Source organism: Nocardia anaemiae NBRC 100462 (genome assembly GCF_001612725.1).
GTDB classification, from domain to species: domain Bacteria; phylum Actinomycetota; class Actinomycetes; order Mycobacteriales; family Mycobacteriaceae; genus Nocardia; species Nocardia anaemiae.
On record NZ_BDAZ01000027.1, the window covers coordinates 1 to 22869 of the forward strand.

The following is a 22869-nucleotide window of genomic DNA, read 5'->3' on the forward strand; positions in this document are numbered from 1 at the left end:
GCTCCCCGCCAACGCCGCGCCGCTCGCCACGCACAGCCCGCTGCGGGGGCCGCCGCGGCGGCACCACGCAAGCAGCCGATCACCGTCGAACGGATCACTGACGCCGCCTTGGAAGTCGTTGCCACCGAGGGGTACGACGCCCTGACCGTCCGTCGGGTCGCCGCTGTGCTCGGCACCGGTCCGTCGTCGCTTTATGCACACATCGTCAACAAGGACGACATCGACGATCTGCTGATCGGCAGGCTCTACGCAGAGGTCGCGCTCCCCGAACCGGACCCGACTACCTGGCGCGCGCAGCTACTCGGGGTATACACGCAGATCCGCGACCAGTATCTGAGATACCCCGGCGTCTCGCGTGCCGCGCTTGCCACGGTGCCGACCAATCTCGAGACACTGCGCGTCGGCGAAGGAATCCTGGCGATCCTGCTCGCGGGTGGCATCGAACCGAGGACGGCCGGATGGGCCCGCGACGCGCTCTCCCTCTACGTCAGCGCCTATGCACTCGAACAGTCGCTGGTTCAGCAACGGCGCCGACGCCAGGATCAGGAATGGGTGCTCAGCCACGATGAGCTGTTGGACCGCTTCACCGCCCTGCCCGCCGAGAAATTCCCCCTGACTCGACGCCATGCCGCCGAGCTGATCTCCGGCACCGGACCCGACCGGTTCGAGTTCACCCTCGGCCTGCTCATGAACAATCTGCGGCCCGCATCCGATTGACCCACGGCGCGCTGTGGCCACAGGGATCGACCACCGAAACGACAGCTCGATCCAGCCGACCGCGATCGAGATCCTGCCCGGACAAAGTTGGTGAATCGTCCGGTTACCACCGGAGTCTCGACATAGGCATCCCGCGCCGCGACTCGTCACCGAGAACCGCGACGGCACCGATCGCCGCTACATCGCTCACTCGACCACAATAACGGCTATCAAAACAGGTGAAAACACCCATGTCCGTCCTCGACATGCACCGGGTTGACCTTCACGACAATTACGCCAATAATTTTTGGCATTATTCAAGTCGATGTGGAGGGCCTTCCCCGCCGGATACCGGCACTGAACCTCTCGCGATCCGTCATCCAAGGAGCACACGATGGGCATCGCAGCACTGATCACCTGGTTGTTGACCGCCGCCGGTGGGTTCGTCCTGCTGGGCACCTGGATCGCCAAAGGCGGGACCCGGCAATCGACCACCCACTTACCACCACCGGTGGTATTCGGTCACTTCCTGCTCGCCGTCGCCGGACTCATCGTCTGGATCGTGTATCTGCTCGCCGATACCGACGCGCTGGCCTGGATCGCGTTCGCGCTACTCGTACCGGTCGCCCTGCTCGGATTCACCCTGCTGGCACGATGGCTCCCCGTCTACCGCGACCGCGCCACCACAGCGCAGGAGCCCCCGGCCGAACGGCACTTCCCCGTCGCCGTCGTCGGCGGACACGGTGTCTTCGCCGTCACCACCGTCGTGTTGGTGCTGCTGACCGCGCTCGGCGTCGGGGGGAGCTAGCCCGTGTCACGCCCTGTTCTGCGCGTTGTCCACGAACCGGTCAACACCATCGACCTGGCCGCCGCCGAACGCGCTGCCGGTGAGTTCCTCACCGCCCTCGGTGTCGGACTCGACGACGAACACCTGCACGCCACCCCCGGGCGCATGGCCCGCGCCTATGCCGAACTGTTCACCCCACGGCCATTCGACCTGACGACCTTCCCCAACGACGAGGGCTACGACGAACTCGTGCTCGCCCGCCGCATCCCGCTGCGCTCGGTCTGCGAACACCACCTGCTGCCGTTCGTCGGCGTCGCCCACGTCGGCTACCTGCCCGGTGAGCGCATCCTCGGACTATCCAAACTGGCCCGCGTGGTCGAACACTTCTCCCGCCGCCCCCAAGTCCAGGAACGACTCACCAAGCAGGTCGCCGACTGGCTCGCCGAACACCTGCAACCCCAAGGTGTCGGCGTCGTCATCGAGGCCGAACACACCTGCATGACCCTGCGCGGCGTCCAAGCCACCGGCACCACCACCGTCACCTCGACCCTGCTGGGCACCCTGCGCGAAGACGCCCGCTCACGCCAAGAATTCCTTTCCCTCACCGGAATCGCACCCTGATGCCCACCCGCATATGGCCGCGAGCACCACCGAACCGGGCATAGTGCCCGCGTTCGCGGGTAGGCAGAAAGTGCCCAGCAATGGGTCAGGAGGTGAGGAAAGTGATGATGTCACCGATGCTGATGCAGCTCGTGGACATGGCACGGAACCTGTGGAACATGGTGTTCCCGAACATGCCCATGTAGTGACATCGACCCAACGACTGGACAGAGAACCACACGCCCCACGCGTAAGCTCTGTCCAGTCCTTATGTGCCAGACACCGATTCGGCAAACCTTCTTCCTCCGCCGCAACCATGCCCAGCACTGGCCTCGACCGGAATGCGGAGGGCACACATGGTCCCAGAATGGGTTTGCGACTACACCTCTGCTGTTGACGTGACGTCGGGGCACCGGCTGTCCAGACCACGCATCAACCGTTCGGTCCATTTGCTCAGCGACACCGCCGCGTTGTGGGCGAACGCGGCCTCATCAGGCTCCACATTCTTGCCATCGCCGCTGCCCGAACTCAGCGCCCGAACATAGAACGGCAGATAGAACACCGCCCGATGCAGTGCGTGAGCCAGCTTCGCCGTGTCCTCGACCCCCAACCGGCCGGCCACCCGGTCGTGAAGCTCGACGAATTCCACACCGCTCAGTTCCTTCTCGGCGCGTAACAGCGCCAGAACCGCCCGATACGCGAGCAGCTGCGCGTCGGTGAGCTCGGGCAACTGCGGGGACACTGGCGTCACGCTGTTCTCCTCTGATCGACGCTACGGATTGGTAGGCACACTAAGCCCGAAATCAGCCGGATAGCGCGCATTTCCACGATGTCAGCAACGGCATGTCACTACTGGCCGTGTGTCCCAGTCGGCCGACCGCTGCCGACACTGCGCGTAGGCGATGAAGTCGTGGGAAGTGTTGGCCGGTGGGAGCGCATTGCCGTCTCCGCGAACGACCGGCACGCCCGGAACATCCCTGCGACACTGGGCGGCCATCTCCGCACCAGGCTCGACCGCGGTAACCTCGGCTCCCCCGCAGCAGCGCCGTGGCGATCCCAGTGAAACCTGGGCCAGCAATGTGGTGGCAAACCCCCGAATTTGCTACCTGCCTTGTAGTAGCTTGACTGATTACCGTTGCTGGTGCGGGAAAGATCGGAGGGTCGATGCCGAACCTGACCACGGGAGGTGTGCGGTGGCTCGCCGTGGTCTTCGTCTTGCTCCTTTCGACGACGACCGTGGGCGCGGCATCAGCAGGCAGTGATCCGATTGCGGCGGATCGGTCGCCGGTCGCCGAGCAGGTCAGCCTGAACGTGTACTCGCCGGCGATGGACCGGCTCGTCCCCTTGCGGGTTTTGCGGCCTGCGGATACCTCCACGCCCCGGCCGACGTTGTATCTCCTCGACGGCTTGGACGGAGGGGAGACCGGGTCGGGGTGGCTCGATCGCACGGACGCGGCAGCGTTCTTCGCCGACAAGAACGCGAATGTCGTGTTGGGCGATCACGACGTCGCGCGCAACCCGATCGCGCTCGCCGATCGCGTCGTGGTGGGCGGCGGGTTCGAATCGATGGTCAACGGGTGCACGCTTCGGCTCGCTGCGGCGTTGCGTGCCGCTGATGTGCCCGCGCGGATCGAGTTCCGGCCGACAGGGACCCATGCTTGGGGATATTGGCAAGACGCACTGCACGATTCGTGGCCGATGTTCGCGGCCGCGCTCGGCGCCTGATCGTTTTCGAAGGCCGCATGGTCACCTGGAGCCGAAAGCGACCGGTCAGACGGCGAATCCATCGCTCGGCGGACACCCCCGTTTTCGCTCCCCGCAGGCGATCTCGGGCAGCGTCGACCAATTGCAAATACACCGCGAAATGTCTTGCGGGAAGCCATGTCTTCTGTTATCTGGGCTGGCGTTGCCGATTTGTTTGCAGGCAATCGGCGGGGGTACCCGCGCCAACAGAACGTACCTGTTGTCAGCGCCGATCAATTTCGAGTGGTGATGACCTGCGCAGCCAAGGCAACTCGAGGAGAGGATTGAGTGCGATGACGGTTGGTCTCGACGTTCGATCCGAGCGTGAGCGCGTTGTCCGCGCGTGCCGCCCGGGGCAGCCCTTGCCCGAATTCGTCTACAGCGGCGACGAGGACGCGTTGTGGTCGCGTGTTTTCGAGAGGCTTCGCGCCATGCACGAGCAGTTCGGTTGCGGCCACTATCGTTCGGCCGCTCGCCGCGTGAAGCTCCCCGCCGACCGGGTACCGCAACTGAGTGAGGTCTCGCGGGCGCTTCGTCCGTTGACCGGCTTCGAGCTTGCGCCGGCTCTAGGAAGCCTGCCCGGGCGCCTGTTCTACGGTTCGCTGGCCGACGGCATCCTGCACGCAATCCCGGACGTGCGCCCGGTGACCGAGCAATCGTTCTCGCCTGATCCCGACGTCATCCACGAACTGGTCGGACATGCGGTAATGCTTGCCGATCCGGAATTCGCAGAACTGTATCGCTGCTTCGGACGAGCCTCCAACCATGCCACCTCGGACGAGGCGCGGACAGCGATCGCGCGGTTGTTCTGGTTCACCTTGGAGGTCGGCGTGGTCATGGAACAGGGTCACCCGCGAGCGTACGGAGCGGCCATCTTGTCCTCGGTCAAGGAGATGGAGTCCTTCGTGGGTGCGGATTTGAGGGAGTTCCGAGTCGAGGACATAGTCGCCAGCGGAATCGACGACAGCATTTGTCAACCCGTTCTCTTCGTCGCCGATTCGGTGAGCCGGATGATGGATGAGGTAAGCGGCTTCCTCGAGACAAGCGTCGGTTCATGACGACGCTGCTTACATGATCACCTTCGCTGACATCCTTACCGTCGAGAATTAAGGAATTGCGGTGGTAGACCTGTCGAGTACTGCGCGTCGCAATGGCAGCATGACTCCCGACGCGGACTTCTTCGAATTGTCTGTCGCGCAATCCGAACTGTGGCTGGCCCAGCAATTACATCCGACAGTTCCGTTTTCCATCTCTCAATACACCGACCTGCAGGGCCATCTCGACCTCGGACTGCTCCAGCACTGTCTGCGCCGCGCCGGTCGCGAATTGCAGTCGCCGCATGTGCGATTCGCAGTCGTCGATGGCCAACCGCGCCAATACCTCGACCACGACCTGGACACCGGATTCGACTGCATAGACCTCAGCGATCACCCCGACCCCGAACACGCCGCGCAAGTATGGATGAGCAACGACCATCAAGGCGGCATCGACCTGACAGGCGCCGACGTCACAAAGACGGTGCTGTTCACACTCGGCCCCGGCCGATACCGCTGCTACGCGCGCAGCCACCACATCGCGGTCGACGCCTTCGGCGCCGCTCAGGTGTTGCAGCGAACGGCCGAATTGTATTCCGCCGCAACCGAAGGGCGGACCGCGACACCGTGCCGGGCAGTGTCGCTGACCGAGATTGTGGCAGCAGAGCAGCGGTATCGGTGCTCGCCGCGGTTCGCAGCCGATCGCGAGTACTGGGGAAAGCAGCTCACCGGCCTCGATCACGTGACACGGCTCAGTGATCGGTACGCTGCATCGTCGGCACGGCCACATATCGCGCACGCAACTGTCGATGCGGCGGCAACGGCGCGGCTCGATGCTGCAGCAGGCCGGTACGGCACCGGCATGGCCGAGGTGCTCGTCGCGGCGGTGACCGCGTTTCTAGCGCAAATGACCGGTGATACCGATATCACGGTGTCACTGCCGGTCGCCGCCCGCACCACCGGGGTGCTACGACAATCGGCGGGAATGGTCTCGAACGTGGTGCCCTTACGCGTGCGGGGCGTGGCCGCGAGCACGGTCGGTGACCTGGTCCAACAGGTACGCCTGAGCATGATCGGCGCGCTGCGCCACCAGCTGTATCGGCACGAAGACTTGCTCCGTGACCACGGCGTGGGTCGGGCCGGTCGCCATGGTTACGGTCCGCTGATCAACGTCCTCACCTTGCCCGACAGTATCGGCTTCGGTGTCGTCCGCGGTCGAACGCAGCTGCTTTCGGCTGGGCCGGTGGAGGATATGGCGATCAGCTGCTACCGATTCCGTGCCGGGCCCCTCACCATCGACTTTCATGCCAACCGTGAGCTGTACAGAGCAGACGAGGTGGATAGGTATCGACAACAGTTCATCGACTGCCTGTCCCGATTCCTGTTGGCGTCTGGCGAGGAGAAGGTATTCGCGGCTATCGCCGACACGCGCACAATCGCTGCCCCACAGCAGCGACGCCACCAGCGGTTGCTGCCGGAGTTACTCACGGGCGGAATCGGTGCCGGTGAACGGATTGCACTGAGCGGGCCGGACCGGTCGGTGTCTTATCGCGAACTAGACGAGGTCACGGCCCAATGGGCGCGTGAGCTGATCGCGCACGGCGCCGGACCGGAAGTGGTTGTCGCAGTAGGGTTGTCCCGGTCGGTGGAATCGGTCATGGCCTTGTGGGCGGTTGCCCGGGCGGGCGCGGTGTTCTTCCCGGTAAATCCCACCGATCCGCCGACGCGCGTGGCGAAGCTGATCACCGATTCAGGTGCGGCGCTGGGAGTCACCCTCACCCGGTGGCGCACACCACTGGCGGCCACGACGGTCGAGTGGTTGATGCTCGACAGCGACGAGTTCGCCTGCGCCGCCGCGTCCCGGTCTGCCGCCGCGGTAACCGACGCGGATCGGATAAGACCGCTGCGTGCCGCTCACCCTGCCTATCTGATCTACACCTCCGGATCCACCGGAGAGCCCAAGGGTGTGCTGAGCACCCACGAAGGTCTGGCAACACTGGCCGACGACCTGCGAACCCGTAACCGCATCAGCAGCGAATCCATAGTGCTGCAAGCACATTCACCATTTTGCGACGCGTCGATGCTCGAATACCTCTCCGCATTCGCTCCCGGGGCGAAGCTGGTCGCCTTGGCGCCGGACATCGTGGCCGGCCAAAGGCTTTCACGGGTGATGCAAGACGAAGCGATCACCCACCTGGTGGTCACACCGGCTATTTTGGCAACGCTCGACCCGCACCGATTGCCCTCGCTGCAGACCGTAACCGTCGGCGGAGACAAATGCCCGCCTGAACTGGCCAGACGCTGGGCCGGGCGGCTACCGATGTTCAACTCCTACGGCCCGACCGAAGCCACCGTCGTGGTGACCCAAACCGAACCGCTCGACCCGAACTCGACGATCACCATCGGCGGGGCACTGCCCGGAGTGCAGACTCTCGTGCTGGATGCCCGGTTACGCCCAGCTCCACGCGGCGCCCGCGGCGAACTGTATCTCGCCGGTGACGCGTTGGCGCGAGGGTATCTGGGACGGCCCGGGATCACCGCACATTGTTTCGTGGCAAATCCATACGGGCGGACGGGAACCCGGATGTATCGCACCGGTGACATAGTCCGCGAGCAAGCCGATGGCACGCTGGAGTACCTGGGCCGAGGCGATGTTCAGATCTCACTACGTGGGCAGCGCATCGAGCCGTCCGAGGTCGAGCGCGCGCTGGCCGCGGACGACGCAGTCGATCAGGCCGTGGTGCGAATGTGGACGTCCGAGACACTCGGCGACCGGTTGATCGGCTATGTCGTCCCCGCAGCGGCCGAGAAGGATCATTTCGACCGTGCCGCTGTATTGGCGCGGTTACGGAAAGTCTTGCCGCCCGGCATGATTCCGGCAATGTTGGTACCGCTGCCCGAGATACCGATCAATCCGAGCAGCGGCAAGACCGATCGATCCGCATTACCAGATCCACAGACGCTGCCGCGCCCGACATTCCGCGCGCCGACATCACCGACCGAACACACGGTGGCAGAGACGATCGCTGAAGTGACCGGACAGTCTCGCATCGGCTTGGACGACAACTTCTTCGAACTCGGCGGCAACTCGTTGCTGGGCGTCGAACTGTGCCAGCGATTATCGGAGCGGACCGGCACTACAGTGACAGTTTCGTCGCTGTTCACCCCGACGGTGCAAACCTTGGCCGATGCCATCGAATCCGCCGCGGTCGATGCGAACACCGATGTGATAACTGGTGGTTCGGCTCTGAAGACGGTCCTTCCGTTGCGTAACAACGGTTCTGGGACGCCGTTGATATGTCTGCATTCCGCTGTTCCACTGTCGTGGTGCTACTCGGGCTTGCTGCAATACGTCACCGACCGGCCCGTCTACGGGCTGCAGTCCCCCGCCATTTCCGGCCAATCGCGGCGATACCGCACCGTCGAGGAACTCGCCGAGGTGTATCTGCCCGAACTCATCCGCGTGCAACCGGAGGGTCCGTACCACCTGCTCGGCTGGTCCCTGGGCGGGCAACTCGCGCACGCGCTCGCCGTTGGGCTGCGCGCCCGAGGGCACAGCGTGGATTTGCTCGTCATGCTCGACAGCGTGGCATTCGCCGACGGTGCACCCCAGCCGCAGCCGCCGACCGTACGTGATCTGTTCACTCACTTACAGGGCAATGAGTCAGCCACTCCAGACACCCGGCCGCTCACCATCGACGAAGCTGTCGAATTGCTCGCCACCAGCACCGGTCCTGGTCGTGGATTGACCCGCGAGCAGCTCGAACGGCTGCACCAGGGATATGTCGACAGTGTTGCCATGTCCACGTCCTACCGACCCGCATCCTACGACGGCGATCTGCTGTACTTCTCGGCACGCAAAGGCATCACCGGCGAACTGACCGGCGATATGTGGCGACCTTATTTTTCCGGACAGATCACGCAACACTTCGTCGACGTAACTCACGCCCAAATGACCAACCCCGAGGCGCTCGCGGTCATCGGGCCGATCCTGGCGGCCGAACTGAGTCGGCGGCAAGGCGAAGGGAAGGATATGTGAGCAAACATTCCGCTGCCATCGTGGCATCCGCGGTGTCGGTTGCTTCGTCGATCCTGCTGACCGCACCTCGGCCGAGAGTGCTCGGTCTACGTCTCCCGCGGTCGATGCTGGCCGCCATCGCTGCAATCGCCTTGGCAGTTGCCGCCAACGAGTGCGTCGGCAAACCGGTTATGTTTCTGCGATGGTCGTATGTGCGGTTTCTGTTCGGCCTACGGCACATGGGCGCCACCTGGCAGGTCGGTGACGGCCGCGAACAAGCCTTGGCCGATTACGTGTGCACGCATGCGCGCAGAAACGACATCGACGACGTCATCAGGGCGATCGACGAGTTCTGCTACACCAAGAGTTACCTGATCAATATCGGTGACGAGAAGGGGCGGATCCTCGACCGCGCCGTCGCCGCCGCGCATCCGCACCGCCTGCTGGAGCTCGGAACCTACTGCGGCTACAGCGCATTGCGCATCGCGCGGGTCATGCCCGCCGATGCCATTTTGTACTCGATCGAATTCAATCCGGCCAACGCCGCCGTTGCGCGGCGGATCTGGGATCACGCGGGCATCGGCGAGCGCATCGTCGTGATCGTCGGCACGTTGGGCGACGGCGGAAAGACCCTCAGCGCACTGGGCGACAAACATGAGTTCGCGCCCGGCACACTCGATTTCGCCTTCCTCGACCACGAGAAGAACGAATATCTTCCCGATCTCCGCCGGATCCTGGATCAGGCCTGGCTGCACCCCGGTTCGGTCGTCGTGGCAGACAACGTCAAATACCCAGGCGTCCCGGGGTATCGAGCATTCATGCGCCGCCATGAGGGCGCCCACTGGCAAACCCGAGAACATCGGACGCACGCCGAATACCAGAAGATCATCCAAGACCTCGTGCTCGAATCGACCTATCTCGGCTGATACGACCAGGCCCGGATCCCGCCACGATCACGGCACATCCACCTCGACGTCGTCGGTCACCTCCGGATACGACGTTTGCCTGGTGGAGTCCATCCAGTACGATTCGGCAATTCCCGGTGAGGCTTCCATGGCGCGCCGGTACCCGCGGCCCTGCTGCCAACACCTGCCACCGACCGGATCCGTGATCGAGAGCCACTGATGGGCATGGGCAAGAATCTGAAACGGCCACCGCGCGGCCATGTAAGGTAGCTGTCTGCCTCATCAGGTGGTAGAGCGCAGCTCGACACAGCATTCGCCGACTTTCGGCACCAGTACCGCTGCGACGGTATCGGCCTCGAGTCCGGTCAGCACGCCCGCCAGGTAGATGCGGTTGAGCTCGCACACGAGCTCGGGTGCCCCGGCGGCGAGCGGATGGAAGGGGCAGTTACGCAATCGGAGGCAGCCCGACGCGTCGCGGCTGGGTTCGAACCCCTGCTCGGCGAGCATTGTGTGGAGCAGGGCGAGGGCGCGTTCGGTGCCGAGCCGCCCGGGCCGCAGCCGCTCTCGCGTGTCCTGGCCGAGGGCCACGCCGCGATCGCCCGCCGCCCGTTGCGCGGCGTCGCGGGCGGTTTCACCGGCGCGCTCGGTGAGCACCGCATCCATCAGGATCTCGGCAAGTACCTCATGGCGGCGCTCAGGGATGCTCACCTGCAGCTCGGTGTCGGTGGGCTCGTACACCTTCGGCGCCCGGCCGACCCGCCGGACCCCGCCGACCTGCTCGTAGCGTGCTCGCAGCAATCCGGCGGCCACGAGCTTGTCCAAATGGAACGCGGCCAGCTTCCGTGAGATCCCCACCCGCTCAGCGGCCTCATCTCGCGTCACCGGGCGGCGGGCGCGGCGGATGAACCAGTACATCCCGTGCCGCAGCTCGTCATCGAGCGCGGCCACGGCTGCGATCGCCGATTCGCTGGTCACATGACCCACAATAACGCTAACTGTGTTGGTTGAAAGTCACTGGGTACACACGCGGCGCGCGCACTTGACCAATCCAAGAGATAACGCCAATAATCTTTGGTGTAAATACTCAGGCGGAGGTTTGTCGTGGTCGGTGATATGCAGCAGGCGAAACGGCCGGTCAGCGCCGCGCTGGCCGGGCCGTACGGCCATCCGTTCCACCCGATCCTGGTCACCGTGCCGATCGGCGCATGGGTGGCGAGCCTGGTGTTCGACATTGCCTCGCACGCGGTCGACGATCCGAGCTTCCTCGCCCGCGGCTCGGCATGGTTGATCGCGCTCGGTGTACTCGGTGCGCTGGCGGCGGCAATGGTCGGGATGCTGGATCTGTTCGCCATCCCGACCGGTACCCCGGCATTTCGCACCGGGTTGGTGCACATGAGCCTCAACTTGGCTGTGACCGTGGCGTACGGGATCAACTTTTGGTGGCGTAATTCCGGGACCGGCCCACACGACGCCGTTCCGTCTGAGACACTGGTGCTGTCGATCGTCAGTCTCGCGGCACTGGCCGTGTCCGGCTACCTCGGCGGCAAGCTCGCGTATTACTACGGCGTCCGGGTGGCCGATGAAACCACTCAGGCCACCGGCTTCCACCGCTGAACCCCTACCACTGACCTGTCAGGAGACATCATGGGCATCGCGGCATTGATCCTCTGGTTGCTCACCGCGACCGGCGGCTTCGTTCTGCTCGGCACGTGGATCGCGAAAGGCGGTGCACGCCAGCCGAACACGAGTCATCTCCCGGCTCCCGTGGTGTTCGGGCACTTCCTGCTCGCCGTGGCCGGGCTGGTCGTGTGGATCATCTACCTCGCCGTCGATAACGACGCCCTGGCCTGGGTGGCGTTCGTGCTGTTGATCCCGGTGGCGCTGCTCGGGTTCGCGATGTTGCTGCGCTGGCTGCCCGTCTACCGGGCGCACACCGCGACCGAGACACCCGAACCGGCTGAACGGCATTTCCCTGTCGCGATCGTCGGCGGCCACGGCGTCCTCGCCGTCACCACCGTCGTACTGGTCCTATTGACCGCCCTCGGTGTCGGCGGGAGCTAGCATCGCCGACTGACTCGCCGAGCACTCGAACGTCAGCATCGCCGTCCGGGCACTTGGGGCCGATTGGGCGGTCTGGGTCGGGCTCACCGCGATCGGCGCCCTCCCCGTACTCGCGTTGCACGGACTCGACCGGTCGGAGCGTGCCGAGCAGTGGCGATGCGGAGTCGTCGATTCGCATGCCACGACCAGCGGGGGGCACGAACACGCGCCGGACGAGGTAGCGCCGCAGGTCCAGTCGGCAAGGCGCCGCGATGACCGAATCACGATATGACGTGGCAGCCGCGCTGATTGTGGAGCTCGTGGCTTCCACATAGTTTCCACCACATGCTGACCTATCACGGATCCGACGGACGCCCGCTGCACGTCACCGTGGTCGGCGCGGACAAACCGCCGCTGATCCTGCTGCACGCAGGCGGCCCGGACCACCGCAGCCTGCTGCCGTTGGCGACCCGCCTTGCCGACCGCTACACCGTGCTGCTGCCGGACCTGCGAGGCTACGGGCGATCGATCTGCACAGACCCGGCGTTGCACACTTGGGCTTGCTACACCGACGACGTCATCAGCCTCGCCGAGCAATTCGGCCTGCCGCGCGTCGCGATAGGCGGCGCCGGACTGGGATCCACCATCACCCTGCGTACCGCCGCCGCACACCCGGAATTGGTGACGGCCGCCATCCTGATCGGTGTCGAGGACATCGAAGACGACGAGGCAAAAACGGCAGAGATCGAATTCCTCGACGCCTTCGCCACACGGGTCGCCACCGACGGTATCGAAGCAGCCTGGGCACCAATCCTGTCCGAAATGCCGCCACTGGTCGCCGACATGGTCCACGACGCGATCCCACGCTCGGACCCGGCCAGCATCGTCGCCGCCGCCGCGATCGGGCACGACCGCTCTTTCCGCGACGTCGCCGAACTCGCCACCATCACCGCCCCCACATTGATCTTTCCCGGAACCGACGCACGCCATCCCACAGCCCTCGCCGAAACCGCCGCCGCCACCATGCCCCGCGCGAGCCTGGCCTCGGTCAGCGTGTCCTATGACCTCCACACCGCCGATGACCTCGCCGAGGCCATCGCCCCCGAGATCCGCACCTTCCTCGCTCAGTTCGCCTAGACCACACCCTCACCGTTTGACGACGCCCCGGACGCGACGAAACGGTCGGCGGTCGCGATGCTCGAATACCTCGTCCACAAGGCCGAGGAACTGTTCTCTGGTCATCGCCGACCGCCTGATTCGGCATATCACGTCGTGAACGGTCACCACCGATGGGTTGCCAGCCGCCGGTCCGAAATAGCCTCTGCCCGAAAGGATTCGACAATATCGGTCCGGGCTGACGGAGACAATATCGGCAGTCGCACGGCCACGCTGACCCACACTTTTGGACACGCCGCACGTGGCCTAGAAGCCCGTCGCACTACAGCCCGAAGCAAGGTGCCGTGGAATAGCGAATATGCCCCGAGGACAGAAGAATTGGCCCGTATGACCAGACACCAGGCACAGCACCATCGGCCCCCTGGTCTCGGTGGCGGCGCTGTTGAGTGCTCAGCGCCGTTGCCAGGCGCGACGGTCACCTCGGCGACGATCGCCGCGCTGTTCGGGCCTCGAGGCAAGTCCCGGGGCGGTGCGGTCGATCCCGCTGTCGAGCGGATGGCGATGATCCCGAGCGGCCGGTCGCCGACCTGATCGCCAAAGGACTCAGCAACAAGCAGACCGCCGCCAAACTGGTGATCTCACAACACACCGCCGAGGACCACATCGAGGTAGCCGTGAGGCCGGGAGTCACCTCCCATGGGATATCGATCTCACCCCTCTCGAGAGTTTGCCTGGTCGGGAGTCAGGCCGGACATCAGGGTTCGGACCAGTTCGGTTCCAATCCGATCAACGGTCGACTGGTCGGCCGACTCGCCTGCGAAACTGCCGAGAAATGCGTGCTGAAGACAGGCGCCGAGCAGGAGTGCGGCGGCGGCCTCGGGATCGGCATCGGATCGGATGCGGCCCAGGTCCTGCTCGGCGGCGAGATAGGCGGACAGTGCGGTACCGACGTGCTGGGGGCCCGCATCGCGCTCGCGCAGGGCTGCGCGGTGGGCGGCCAGCAAATCGGGTTCGGCGAATAACGAGGCCGCCATCGGAAACCCGAGCCGGTAGAAACCGAGCGCCGCCCGCGCGACCTGGTCCAGAGTTTCCTGGACCGAGCCCTGACCGACCCTCCGGTTCAGGTCGGCGAGCACGGGCCCGAGCCCACTCGGCATCCGCTCGGTGAGCACGGCGAGGAACAGGGCCGTCTTGTCCTGAAAATGCTTATATAGCGCAGCCTCGGAATATCCGGCTTCCTTGGCGATCTCCTTGGTGGTCGCGCGAGCAAGGCCGCGGGTGCGCATGACATGCGCCGCCGCGTCCAGCATGCGGTCACGAGTACTCACGAGCGCCTTCCCGTTGACAAGTAAGTGGACACCCACTAACTATAGTGGTTAGTAAGCATTCACCAACCACTGGAGTCGCAATGGATCCGACCATATCCAGGCATGTCGTTTGCCTCGGCGACAGCATCACTCGTGGCCAAGTCAGCGCCGACTACCTCAGGCTGCTCGAAAGTCGCACGGCTGCACACCAATTCAGGTTCACCAATGCGGGCGTCAACGGCGATCTGGCCTACAACGCACTGCAGCGCCTCGATGCGGTGATCGATTTACAACCCGACGTGGTGACCGTGCTCATCGGCACCAACGACGCCAACGCGAGCCTCACCGAGACGAACATTCGCATGATGACCCGGATGAAGAAGCTGGCAACCCGGCCGACCATCGACTGGTATCGGGACAGTCTCACCTCGATCGTGCACCGACTGACCTCGGAGACCGATGCGCGGGTCGCCCTGCTGTCCCTGCCGGTACTCGGCGAGGAACTCGGCACGGAGTCCGTCCAGCGCAGCGTGCAATACAGCGCCGTGGTACGAGAGATCGCCGAAACCCACCAGGTTGCCTATCTCCCGCTCAACGAACAGCAGATCAACCATCTAATCGCGATCGAGCACGTTCCGGGCATCCGATTCCGGGACGGCCGGGCGCTGTCGGCCCGCGCCGCCACACAGCATTTCCTACTGCGCCGTTCGTTCGACGATATCGCCCGCCGCCGCGGCCTCGCGCTGACCACCGACATGATCCATCAGAACACCTGCGGCGCAACGATGATCGCCGATCTCATCGTCGAGTTTCTGACCACCGCGGACCTTGGCACGCCCGCCACCATCACGCAGAAAGAGACCGATCGGTGACCGCGATCGCCGATATCCCTCGGCCGCCGATGGTTCGGCGGTGGGCACTGGTCTCGTTGCGCATCGTCACGACCGCGGTTGTGGTGCTCATCCTTTTACAGGCCGGGCTGGCCGGTAGTTTTCTGTCCGGGAACTACGAATCGCTGACCGCGCACGCGCGCAACGGCGGGCTATTGGTTGCCGCCTTGCTAGTGCAAACGATCGTGGCCGCACTGGCTTGGCGACTGAGTTCGGGAATGGTTCAGCCGGTGATCGCAAGCCTGGCACAGGCGGTCGCTGCCACCACGCTGATTCCGCTCGGCCAGCACCGGATCCTGACCGCGCACGTGCCGCTCGCTGTGCTGCTGACGATCGGCGTGGTGATCGTGGCGGCATGCAGCTGGCGACCAGGGGGAAACGAAACCCGGTGAACGCCCGCATAACACGCCGCGTCTTCCTCGGCGCGTCAATCGCCACCACCGGCATCGCGGCCACGGGATGGTTCGCAGGGGCGCGACTACTGGGCCCCGGCGAACCCGGGCGCTTGCTTGTCAGCCGGGCACCACTGCCGCGCCCATTTCAGGCGCGACTACCGATTCCGCCGGTGCTCGAGCCGGTCCGGAGCGATGCGACCACCGACTACTTCGAAATCACCCAGCAGGTCGCCGATCTCGATATCATCCCCGGTTTACGAACCCGGGCGTGGACCTATCACGGCACATTTCCCGGACCGAGCATCATGACCCAATCGGGCCGCAGAACGGTGGTCCGGCACCGCAACGAGCTACCGCAACCAACGGTTGTACATCTGCACGGCGGTCACACCTCGGCTGACAGCGACGGCTACCCGATGGACCTGATCATGCCCACGACCTCGCTCCCCACTGAACATTCCGGTCACCCGGGCGCAGTCAGCCACGGACAGCGCGACTACACGTATCCGAATCAGCAACGGGCAGCGACCCTTTGGTACCACGATCACCGACACGGCTTCACCGGGCATGCGGTCTGGCAGGGACTGGCCGGGTTTCATCTGATCCACGACACCGAAGAAGCCGCGCTCCCGCTGCCCACCGGGGAACGCGATATCCCCATGATGATCACCGATCGCTCCTTCGCCGAAGACGGTTCGTTCCAATACCCGATGTTCGACCCGACACTGCGGACCCACGGCGTGCACGAGGAGTACATGAACGGTGTGCTCGGTGATGTCATTCTGGTCAACGGAGCGCCGTGGCCTGCCGCTCCTGTCAACCCGGCACAGTATCGGCTACGACTGCTCAACGCCTCTAACGCCCGACGCTACCGGCTCGAACTCGAACCACAGCCGCCTGGCGGCGGCGGTCTGGTGCAGATAGGCAGCGACGGCGGCCTACTACACCGTCCGATCAAGCACGATGCCCTCGACATAGCACCGGCCGAGCGATTCGACATCATCGTCGACTTCGCCCGCTACCAGCCAGGCACCCAGGTCCGGTTGGTGAACCGCCTCGGCACCGGCCCCACCACCCAGATCATGCGCTTCGACATAGCGCCGAACACTATTCACGACGACACGCACATCCCCGACTGGCTCAGCAGCGAGTCCACCCTGGCCCCACACCAAGCGACGACAACCCGGTCCTTCCACTTCCAACTACGCCCCGACCATGGCTGGACCATCAACGGCCTGCCCTACCAACCTGGCCGGGCACTGGCACGCCCTCGCCTCGGCGATACCGAAATCTGGCGCTTCGTCAGCGATTTCCACCACCCGGTCCACGTCCACCTGAACCCGTTCCAAGTAATCCGGCGCAATACACGGACACCTGGCCCCTTCGACACGGGCTGGAAAGACACCGTGAACATACGCCCATCCGAAGCAGTTGAGATCGCTGTCCGCTTCACCGACCACCCCGGCAACTTCATGCTGCACTGCCATAACCTCGAACATGAGGACATGTCGATGATGGCCGACTTCATCACCGAATAACCCCTCGCCGACAGATGTCCGGTCAACCGCGCGCCGGCGCGGCCACCCAACGCGAGCCCGACCGCACCGTCCAACGAAGAGTTGCGGGCGAACATGGCCCGGACGGGCAAGGTCACCGACGAGATGCGCACCTGAGGCCCTGACCTGCGCGGTGATACGCCTTCCCGCACTGGCGCTTTGGTTGCTGGCTGAAGCGCACGACCGGCGGATGGAGCTGGCCCGTGTCTGCGCCGATATCTGGTCAGATCCAGGCGGGAAGCCTGCCCGCGCGGCCGGGGCCGCGGGGCATCTCGCAACAGGTTCAGCTGCGGTTCTCGGACTTCGGGCGGGGCATCAGTGTCTGCCACAGAGGGCTGGCAGTCTGACGATTGCTGGCATTGTGTTCATCGAGGTACCAGTCCTGGCCCAGGAGTTGCTTGACCCGGGGGATCGCCTCACCGTCGGGGCCGCTGTAGTAATGCACTTTGCGGGTATCGCCGTCGGTGACCATGCGCCACATCACCTCTACGGTCAGCGCCGGGTCGGAACGGACCACGTTGGCGGAGAAGAACCGGTCCATTGGCTCTCGGTAGGCGGAAGGCATGTCGGCGGCCAAGTCGACCTTGTTGAAGATTTCTGTGTTCATATTGCCCGGGTGCAGAGCTTTGACCGTGACGCCGAACTCGGCGAGTTCGGCATGCAAGCCCTCGGTCAACGCCGCGACCGCGGCTTTGGATGCCTGGTACACCGAGGTGTAGGGGTAACCGGCGTCGGCGCTGATCGAGCTGACGTTCACGATCACCCCTGAACCCTGCTCGCGCAGCATCGGAATGAACGCCTTGTTCAGTGCGATCAGGCCGAAGACGTTGGTCTGGAACTGACGGTGCACCTGGTCCATGGTGCTGGCCTCCAGCGGCCCGGACTGGTAGTAACCGGCATTGTTGATCAGGGCGTCGACCCGACCGAACTGGGCGCGGGCCAGTTCGCCGAATTCCAGGTCGGCGTGCTCATCGTTCACGTCGAGCAGCAATGTTTTCACATTCGCCAGCCCGACATGGGCATCGAGGTCGGCCTCCTTGCGGACCGTGGCGACCACATCGTCTCGACGAGCAGGCCAGCGCGCTCGAGAACGTGCACTCGGTGGCGGCGGCCACTCCGACCGCCTCGATCCGCAATCATTTGGCCCGGATGCTGCTGCGCGGCGACAGTGTCGAGCGGCCGGTCTCGACCCTCTCGGGCGGGGAACGCTTCCGAGTCTCCTTGGCACGCTTGCTGTTCGCTGATCCGCCCGCCCAGTTGCTGATTCTCGACGAGCCGACCAACAACCTCGATATCGCCAGCGTCGACCAACTTGTCGATGCGCTGGTCAGCTATCGCGGTGCGGTGCTGGTTGTCAGCCACGACGACCCGTTCCTGCGGCGGATCGGTATCGACACGGTCGTCGAGCTCGATCCCTCCGGCCGCATGCACCAGCGCGGTTCGCTGTAGCCGGAAGGCTCCGGGCCCCAGCTCAGAAGCGGTCGACGTCGATGATCGCCTGGGCGAACGAGTGCGGGGCCTCCTGCGGGACATTGTGGCCGATGCCGTCCAGCACGCGGTGTTCGTATTTGCCGGTGAACTTGGCCCGGTACGGCTTTCCGTCTTTGGCCGCGCCGTCGAAATCGCTGGCAATGGTGATGGCGGGCACCGTGATGGCCGGCCCTGTGGCGAGCTGCTGTTCGTAGGCGTCGTATTGGGGTTCGCCCGGGGCCAGGCTCAGGCGCCAGCGGTAATTGGAGATGACGATGTCGACGTGGTCGGGGTTGTCCCAGGTGGTGGCGCTGCGGTCGTAGGTGGCGTCGTCGAAATTCCACTGCGGGGAGGCGCGCTTCCAGATCAGCTTGTTGAAGTCGTGCCGATTCTTGCTGTAGCCGAGTCGGCCGCGCTCGGTGGCGAAGTAGTACTGGTACCACCAGCCGAGTTCGGCCTCTGGTGGCAGCGGCTGCTGCTGGGCCGCCTGCACGGTGATGATGTAGCCACTCACCGCGACCATAGCCTTGACGCGCTGCGGCCAGATCGCAGCGATGATGTCCACCGTCCTCGCGCCCCAGTCGAATCCGCCGAGAATCGCCTTATCGATATGCAGAGCGTCCATGAAGTCGACGATGTCGCGCGCGACGGCCGATTGCTGTCCGTTGCGGACCGTCTGCGCGGACAGGAACCTGGTAGGGCCGTAGCCGCGCAGGAATGGGACGAGTACCCGGTATCCGGCGGCGGCCAGTAGCGGACCGACATCGGCGTAGCTGTAGGGGTCGTAGGGCCATCCGTGCAGCAGGATCACGGGTTGTCCTGTGCTGGGGCCGAATTCGGCGTAGCCCACGCTGAGGACACCGGCGTCGATCTGCTTGATCGGGCCCAGTGTGGTGTTGGCGCCCGAGCCCGCTCGCAGGTCCGCGCCCGGTGTCACGGTCGCGGGTGCACTGGCGGAATCGGTGGCGCACGCGCTCAGCGAGGTCGCGGCAAGACCTGCCGCACCCGCCACCAACGCGCCACCGAAGAGTCGTCGTCTGCTGAGGTCCATCTGCACTCCTGCTGTCATCCTTGGGCTGGTGCGGTGAGGCGCGGACCAAGGGTCACAACCACCACCGCCTGCCCCGCTGACGCTAGGTAGCGCGCCGATGCGCCCGCGAGCGTCAGATGACGTAATGACGGTCGGCCGGTCACGCGCCCGCCGCTGATCATGGAAATACGTCACGGTCGGCGTCATCTGACCGATTCGCCACAATGCCCTGGTCAGCGATCGTATTTTCATGACTACCGTCCGTTTTTACCTGATGTCGACCCTGTCCCCCGCCGAGGTCATGCACGTGCTCACCGACTTCGGGCCCGAACGCCCCGACGTGTGGCCGAGCATCGACGCCGAGCACTTCGTCGTCCACGAACGCGGCGACACCTGGGCCGAGGTCACCGAGGGCACCGCCGCCGCATGGGAGCGCGCCCGCTACGAATGGAACCCGGCCGGGGACACCGTCACCATCACCACGCTGGATTCCAAGCTCTTCGGGGCGGGCGGCGGCTGGGTCTTCAAGATCACGCCCGATCTGCCCGGCTGCCGCGTCGATGTCGAACTGACCCGGACGCCGCAGGCGTTCAAGGGCAAGATCCTGGCGGCGCTGTTGCCCTTAGTCGGCCCGTCCTCTTTGCGCAAGTCCTTCGCCGCACCGCTACAGGCGGCGTGATGTCGCACTCGCACAACGCTTCCGGCGCTTTCACACCCGGTGTGCACGCCTTCGAATCCGACGGCGTGACCCAGCGGTACCACGTGTACGGCAGTGGACCGGTCTGCCTGGCTCATCCCGGCGGGCCGGGCATCCATTGGGAATACCTGCGCATGCCCGAGCTGGAAAAGCACCTGACGATGGTGTACATCGAGGCCCTCGGCACCAGCGAATCCGGCCGCCTGCCAACGCATCCGAACGGCTACACCCGCGAGCGCTACAGCATCGCGGTGCAACGAATCATCGACCACCTCGATGTGCCGAAGGTGTATCTGCTGGGCCACTCGCACGGCGCATTCGTGGCCGCCTACCACGCGATCCACCGGCCAGACGGGCTCGCGGGCGTCATCCTGTACGAGGGCGCACCCGTGACCGGTCCCGAGCATGGCGAGGAGGCCATGCGACGGCTTCGGGGATTCGCCGCCGCACACGCCGATCGACCCGAACTGAGGGATGTGCTCGCGACATTCGCCGCGATGCAGGATATTTCGAGTGACGCACAGACCCTCGCCGTCGCCCGCGGCGTGCTGCCCTCGTACTTCGCCGACTACTGGGGCGACGAACAACGCTGGGCTCCGTTCCGAGATGCGGTGCGCGCCACATATATCTCAGGACTGGACGCGATCGGTTCCCCCGAACTCATCGACGACCGCGCGGCCCTACCGAAGCTCCGCGTGCCCACACTGGTGATCGTGGGCCGCTTCGACGTCATCTGCGGACCGCGCTGGGGACAGGAGCTACACGATCTCATCCCCGATTCACGCCTGGCCGTCCTGGAGCACAGCGGCCACATGGGACACCTGGAAGAACCCGAGCGTTTCGCCGACTCTGTCCGCGAATTCGTCACCCTCTCAACACCATCCACGCCGCTACCGACACATGACGGCCCCGAAGGGATCATGCGATGAACCCGCCGAAGCCCGAACGACCCCCCATCGCAGAGCTTTTCGTATGCGGCACGATAGCAATGTTGATCTGGTCGGAAACCGCCCTACGGCACGGCTGTGGACCGACGGCGCGGCAGCTCATGGGCTAGCGCCGTCTTGTACCACAGACGAATCCGCCGGCCACGAACTCTCGTGGCCGGCGGATTCGTTGTCCTACTGGGCACGCTGATCCCGATAGGTTTCGACCAGTCGCAGCCAGACCTCGCTGATGGTGGGGAATGCGGGCACCGCATGCCAGAGCCGGTCCAGGGGGATCTCGCCGGTAATGGCGATGGTGGCGGAGTGCAGCAGCTCAGCGACACCCGCTCCGACGAACGTGGCACCGACGATCGTCCCGCGTTGCGGGTCGATCAGGATGCGCGCGCGGCCGCGATAGTCCGGGTCGTGCTGGAGCGCTCCAGCGACCCTCCCGAGGTCGTAGTCGACGATTTCGACGGTAAGGCCTTGCTGTGCAGCATCGTCGGTGGTGCGACCGACGGCGGCGATCTCCGGATCGGTGAACACAACCTGCGGGACGGCGACGCGATCTGCGATTCCGGTGTGCGGTCCCCACTGCGAGGCATCGAGGTCCCTGCCGGACGCACGTTCGGCGATGACCGCACCCGCGATCCGCGCTTGGTACTTGCCCTGATGGGTGAGCAACGCCCGGCGATTGACATCGCCCACGGCGTACAGCCATTCGCCCTGCACCGCGGTCACCGTGAACGAGTCATCGGTGGTGAGCCACTCCCCCGAGGTCACATCGACCGTCTCCAAGCCGATGTCATCGGTACGTGGTGCACGGCCCGTCGCGAACAGCAGTTCGTCGACGACGATCCGCGTGCCGTCGTACAGGCTCAGGCATACACCGTCATCGGGTCCGCCCGCCCGCGCGGCGGTCACGATGCCCGAGTCGAATCGCAGCTCGACGCCTGCCTCCCGGAGGCGGTCGGCTACCAGGTCCGCGGCGAAGGATTCGACTCGGCCCAGCAGCCGTGACTCCCGGGCGATGAGGATGACCTCGGCGCCGAGAGCACGCCAGGCCGTGGCCATTTCGACCGCGACGACACCGGCTCCCAGAATGGCGAGTCGGCGCGGCACCTCCGGGGCGCTGGTGGCCTCGCGGCTGGTCCACGGCCGTAGCGCCTCTATCCCCGGCAGGGGCGGCAACGCTGCGCGGGTGCCGGTACAGACCGCGACCGCATGCCGGGCGCGCAATCGCACGGTGCCGCCGTCCGGGGTTCGGACCGTCACCTGCTTGACCCCGTCGAGTCGTCCGTGGCCGCGAATGAGCTCGATACCAACGGATTCGAGCCATTCGACCTGCCCCCGGTCGTTCCAGTCGGCGACCATGCGATCACGGTGTTTCAGGACCGCGCGGGCATCGAGCGGCCCGGTGACCGCAGTCGCGACGCCGGGAAATCGTGCGGCCTGGGTGTAGAGCAGTGCGGGGCGTAGTAGCGCCTTACTGGGTTCGCAAGCCCAGTACGAACATTCGCCACCGACCAGTTCGGATTCGACGATGACGGTGCTCAGTCCTGCGGCGCTGGTGCGGTCGGCGACATTCTCGCCGACCGGTCCGGCTCCGAGGACGATGACGTCGTATATCTGGATGTTCTCGTCAGACATGTTGTTCTT

At 64.9% G+C, this 22869-nt stretch carries 22 protein-coding genes and 2 pseudogenes; 18 read left to right on the forward strand and 6 right to left on the reverse strand.

The window, feature by feature from the left end:
* From NA5_RS18110 to folE, 3 genes are all read left to right on the forward strand, one after another.
* A partial coding sequence (locus tag NA5_RS18110; RefSeq protein ID WP_062987560.1) for a TetR/AcrR family transcriptional regulator occupies positions 1-717 on the forward strand: 717 nt, incomplete at its 5' end.
* A 373-nt stretch (positions 718-1090) separates the two neighbouring features.
* Complete coding sequence (locus tag NA5_RS18115) at positions 1091-1504, forward strand: hypothetical protein (protein ID WP_062987561.1); 414 nt, start codon at positions 1091-1093, stop codon at positions 1502-1504.
* Positions 1505-1507: 3 nt separating this feature from the next.
* Positions 1508-2104 carry a GTP cyclohydrolase I FolE gene (gene folE / locus NA5_RS18120; RefSeq protein ID WP_062987563.1) on the forward strand — a complete coding sequence of 199 codons (597 nt, stop codon included), beginning with the start codon at positions 1508-1510 and terminating at the stop codon, positions 2102-2104.
* A gap of 358 nt (positions 2105-2462) precedes the next feature.
* Here the strand turns inward: folE and NA5_RS18125 are convergent, their stop codons facing one another.
* Positions 2463-2813: a hypothetical protein gene (locus NA5_RS18125; RefSeq protein ID WP_169811323.1), complete on the reverse strand. Its 351-nt coding sequence runs from the start codon at positions 2811-2813 to the stop codon at positions 2463-2465.
* Between the two features lie 434 nt (positions 2814-3247).
* On the opposite strand from NA5_RS18125, the gene NA5_RS18130 reads away from it, so the two are divergent.
* The 4 genes from NA5_RS18130 to NA5_RS18145 all read left to right on the forward strand — a co-directional run bounded on the left by NA5_RS18130 (position 3248) and on the right by NA5_RS18145 (position 9804).
* Positions 3248-3808 carry an alpha/beta hydrolase gene (locus NA5_RS18130; RefSeq protein WP_062987567.1) on the forward strand — a complete coding sequence of 187 codons (561 nt, stop codon included), beginning with the start codon at positions 3248-3250 and terminating at the stop codon, positions 3806-3808.
* Complete coding sequence (locus tag NA5_RS18135; protein ID WP_245672279.1) at positions 3775-4884, forward strand: hypothetical protein; 1110 nt, start codon at positions 3775-3777, stop codon at positions 4882-4884. The genes NA5_RS18130 and NA5_RS18135 overlap by 34 nt, the downstream gene beginning before the upstream one ends.
* 100 nt (positions 4885-4984) lie before the next feature.
* Positions 4985-8899 carry a non-ribosomal peptide synthetase gene (locus tag NA5_RS18140; RefSeq protein ID WP_063813469.1) on the forward strand — a complete coding sequence of 1305 codons (3915 nt, stop codon included), beginning with the start codon at positions 4985-4987 and terminating at the stop codon, positions 8897-8899.
* Between the two features lie 170 nt (positions 8900-9069).
* Complete coding sequence (locus tag NA5_RS18145; protein WP_062987650.1) at positions 9070-9804, forward strand: O-methyltransferase; 735 nt, start codon at positions 9070-9072, stop codon at positions 9802-9804.
* Positions 9805-10065: 261 nt separating this feature from the next.
* Here the strand turns inward: NA5_RS18145 and NA5_RS18155 are convergent, their stop codons facing one another.
* Positions 10066-10758 (reverse strand): helix-turn-helix transcriptional regulator, encoded by a 693-nt coding sequence (locus NA5_RS18155; protein WP_062987652.1) that lies wholly within the window; start codon positions 10756-10758, stop codon positions 10066-10068.
* Positions 10759-10896: 138 nt separating this feature from the next.
* Here NA5_RS18155 and NA5_RS18160 point away from each other — a divergent pair, with 138 nt between their 5' ends.
* The 5 genes and pseudogenes from NA5_RS18160 to NA5_RS43225 all read left to right on the forward strand — a co-directional run.
* A complete protein-coding gene (locus NA5_RS18160; protein WP_062987576.1) occupies positions 10897-11397 on the forward strand; it encodes a DUF2231 domain-containing protein in 501 nt (166 codons plus the stop codon).
* A 30-nt stretch (positions 11398-11427) separates the two neighbouring features.
* Entirely contained in the window at positions 11428-11844 is a 417-nt protein-coding gene (locus NA5_RS18165; RefSeq protein ID WP_062987577.1) for a hypothetical protein, read from the forward strand.
* A gap of 324 nt (positions 11845-12168) precedes the next feature.
* Complete coding sequence (locus NA5_RS18170; protein ID WP_062987579.1) at positions 12169-12960, forward strand: alpha/beta fold hydrolase; 792 nt, start codon at positions 12169-12171, stop codon at positions 12958-12960.
* 366 nt (positions 12961-13326) lie between these two features.
* Positions 13327-13530, forward strand: coding sequence for a hypothetical protein (locus tag NA5_RS40475; protein WP_157110486.1), 204 nt, complete (start codon positions 13327-13329; stop codon positions 13528-13530).
* Positions 13509-13607: pseudogene (locus tag NA5_RS43225) on the forward strand (LuxR C-terminal-related transcriptional regulator); the annotation flags it as partial. The gene NA5_RS40475 and the pseudogene NA5_RS43225, both read left to right, overlap by 22 nt.
* A gap of 42 nt (positions 13608-13649) precedes the next feature.
* Here the strand turns inward: NA5_RS43225 and NA5_RS18175 are convergent.
* A complete protein-coding gene (locus NA5_RS18175; RefSeq protein WP_062987581.1) occupies positions 13650-14267 on the reverse strand; it encodes a TetR/AcrR family transcriptional regulator in 618 nt (205 codons plus the stop codon).
* 80 nt (positions 14268-14347) lie between these two features.
* On the opposite strand from NA5_RS18175, the gene NA5_RS18180 reads away from it, so the two are divergent.
* The 3 genes from NA5_RS18180 to NA5_RS18190 are packed head-to-tail and all read left to right on the forward strand — an operon-like array spanning position 14348 to position 17069.
* Complete coding sequence (locus NA5_RS18180) at positions 14348-15118, forward strand: SGNH/GDSL hydrolase family protein (protein WP_062987584.1); 771 nt, start codon at positions 14348-14350, stop codon at positions 15116-15118.
* Positions 15115-15528, forward strand: a complete 414-nt coding sequence (locus NA5_RS18185) for a hypothetical protein (RefSeq protein ID WP_062987586.1) — start codon at positions 15115-15117, stop codon at positions 15526-15528. The genes NA5_RS18180 and NA5_RS18185 overlap by 4 nt, the downstream gene beginning before the upstream one ends.
* On the forward strand, positions 15525-17069 hold the full coding sequence (locus NA5_RS18190) for a multicopper oxidase family protein (protein ID WP_245672281.1): 1545 nt from the start codon (positions 15525-15527) through the stop codon (positions 17067-17069). The genes NA5_RS18185 and NA5_RS18190 overlap by 4 nt, the downstream gene beginning before the upstream one ends.
* Positions 17070-17370: 301 nt before the next feature.
* On the opposite strand, the gene NA5_RS18195 is transcribed toward NA5_RS18190, so the two are convergent.
* Positions 17371-18144, reverse strand: coding sequence for an SDR family NAD(P)-dependent oxidoreductase (locus NA5_RS18195; RefSeq protein ID WP_062987588.1), 774 nt, complete (start codon positions 18142-18144; stop codon positions 17371-17373).
* Between NA5_RS18195 and NA5_RS39355 the strand changes: the two are divergent.
* Positions 18132-18536 (forward strand): annotated as a pseudogene (locus tag NA5_RS39355) (ATP-binding cassette domain-containing protein); the annotation flags it as partial. The gene NA5_RS18195 and the pseudogene NA5_RS39355 sit on opposite strands and share 13 nt — an antisense overlap.
* A 22-nt stretch (positions 18537-18558) precedes the next feature.
* Here the strand turns inward: NA5_RS39355 and NA5_RS18205 are convergent.
* Entirely contained in the window at positions 18559-19608 is a 1050-nt protein-coding gene (locus tag NA5_RS18205; RefSeq protein WP_062987657.1) for an alpha/beta fold hydrolase, read from the reverse strand.
* A gap of 229 nt (positions 19609-19837) precedes the next feature.
* On the opposite strand from NA5_RS18205, the gene NA5_RS18210 reads away from it, so the two are divergent.
* Both NA5_RS18210 and NA5_RS18215 read left to right on the forward strand, forming a co-directional pair.
* Complete coding sequence (locus NA5_RS18210; protein ID WP_062987592.1) at positions 19838-20266, forward strand: SRPBCC family protein; 429 nt, start codon at positions 19838-19840, stop codon at positions 20264-20266.
* Positions 20266-21213: an alpha/beta fold hydrolase gene (locus NA5_RS18215; protein ID WP_062987594.1), complete on the forward strand. Its 948-nt coding sequence runs from the start codon at positions 20266-20268 to the stop codon at positions 21211-21213. The genes NA5_RS18210 and NA5_RS18215 overlap by 1 nt, the downstream gene beginning before the upstream one ends.
* 192 nt (positions 21214-21405) lie before the next feature.
* Here the strand turns inward: NA5_RS18215 and NA5_RS18220 are convergent, their stop codons facing one another.
* Positions 21406-22860, reverse strand: a complete 1455-nt coding sequence (locus tag NA5_RS18220) for a dihydrolipoyl dehydrogenase family protein (RefSeq protein WP_062987596.1) — start codon at positions 22858-22860, stop codon at positions 21406-21408.
* Positions 22861-22869 lie beyond the last annotated feature (9 nt).

Excerpts from the sequence above, each read along its gene's own strand:
- NA5_RS18130 (WP_062987567.1), top strand. The coding sequence starts at position 3,248 with ATGCCGAACCTGACCACGGGAGGTGTGCGGTGGCTCGCCGTGGTCTTC.
- NA5_RS18215 (WP_062987594.1), top strand. The coding sequence starts at position 20,266 with ATGTCGCACTCGCACAACGCTTCCGGCGCTTTCACACCCGGTGTGCAC.
- NA5_RS18205 (WP_062987657.1), bottom strand. The coding sequence starts at position 19,608 with ATGGACCTCAGCAGACGACGACTCTTCGGTGGCGCGTTGGTGGCGGGT.
- NA5_RS18220 (WP_062987596.1), bottom strand. The coding sequence starts at position 22,860 with ATGTCTGACGAGAACATCCAGATATACGACGTCATCGTCCTCGGAGCC.
- NA5_RS40475 (WP_157110486.1), top strand. The coding sequence starts at position 13,327 with ATGACCAGACACCAGGCACAGCACCATCGGCCCCCTGGTCTCGGTGGC.
- NA5_RS18165 (WP_062987577.1), top strand. The coding sequence starts at position 11,428 with ATGGGCATCGCGGCATTGATCCTCTGGTTGCTCACCGCGACCGGCGGC.
- NA5_RS18180 (WP_062987584.1), top strand. The coding sequence starts at position 14,348 with ATGGATCCGACCATATCCAGGCATGTCGTTTGCCTCGGCGACAGCATC.
- NA5_RS18170 (WP_062987579.1), top strand. The coding sequence starts at position 12,169 with ATGCTGACCTATCACGGATCCGACGGACGCCCGCTGCACGTCACCGTG.
- NA5_RS18140 (WP_063813469.1), top strand. The coding sequence starts at position 4,985 with ATGACTCCCGACGCGGACTTCTTCGAATTGTCTGTCGCGCAATCCGAA.
- NA5_RS18210 (WP_062987592.1), top strand. The coding sequence starts at position 19,838 with ATGACTACCGTCCGTTTTTACCTGATGTCGACCCTGTCCCCCGCCGAG.
- NA5_RS18160 (WP_062987576.1), top strand. The coding sequence starts at position 10,897 with ATGCAGCAGGCGAAACGGCCGGTCAGCGCCGCGCTGGCCGGGCCGTAC.
- NA5_RS18115 (WP_062987561.1), top strand. The coding sequence starts at position 1,091 with ATGGGCATCGCAGCACTGATCACCTGGTTGTTGACCGCCGCCGGTGGG.
- NA5_RS18145 (WP_062987650.1), top strand. The coding sequence starts at position 9,070 with ATGTTTCTGCGATGGTCGTATGTGCGGTTTCTGTTCGGCCTACGGCAC.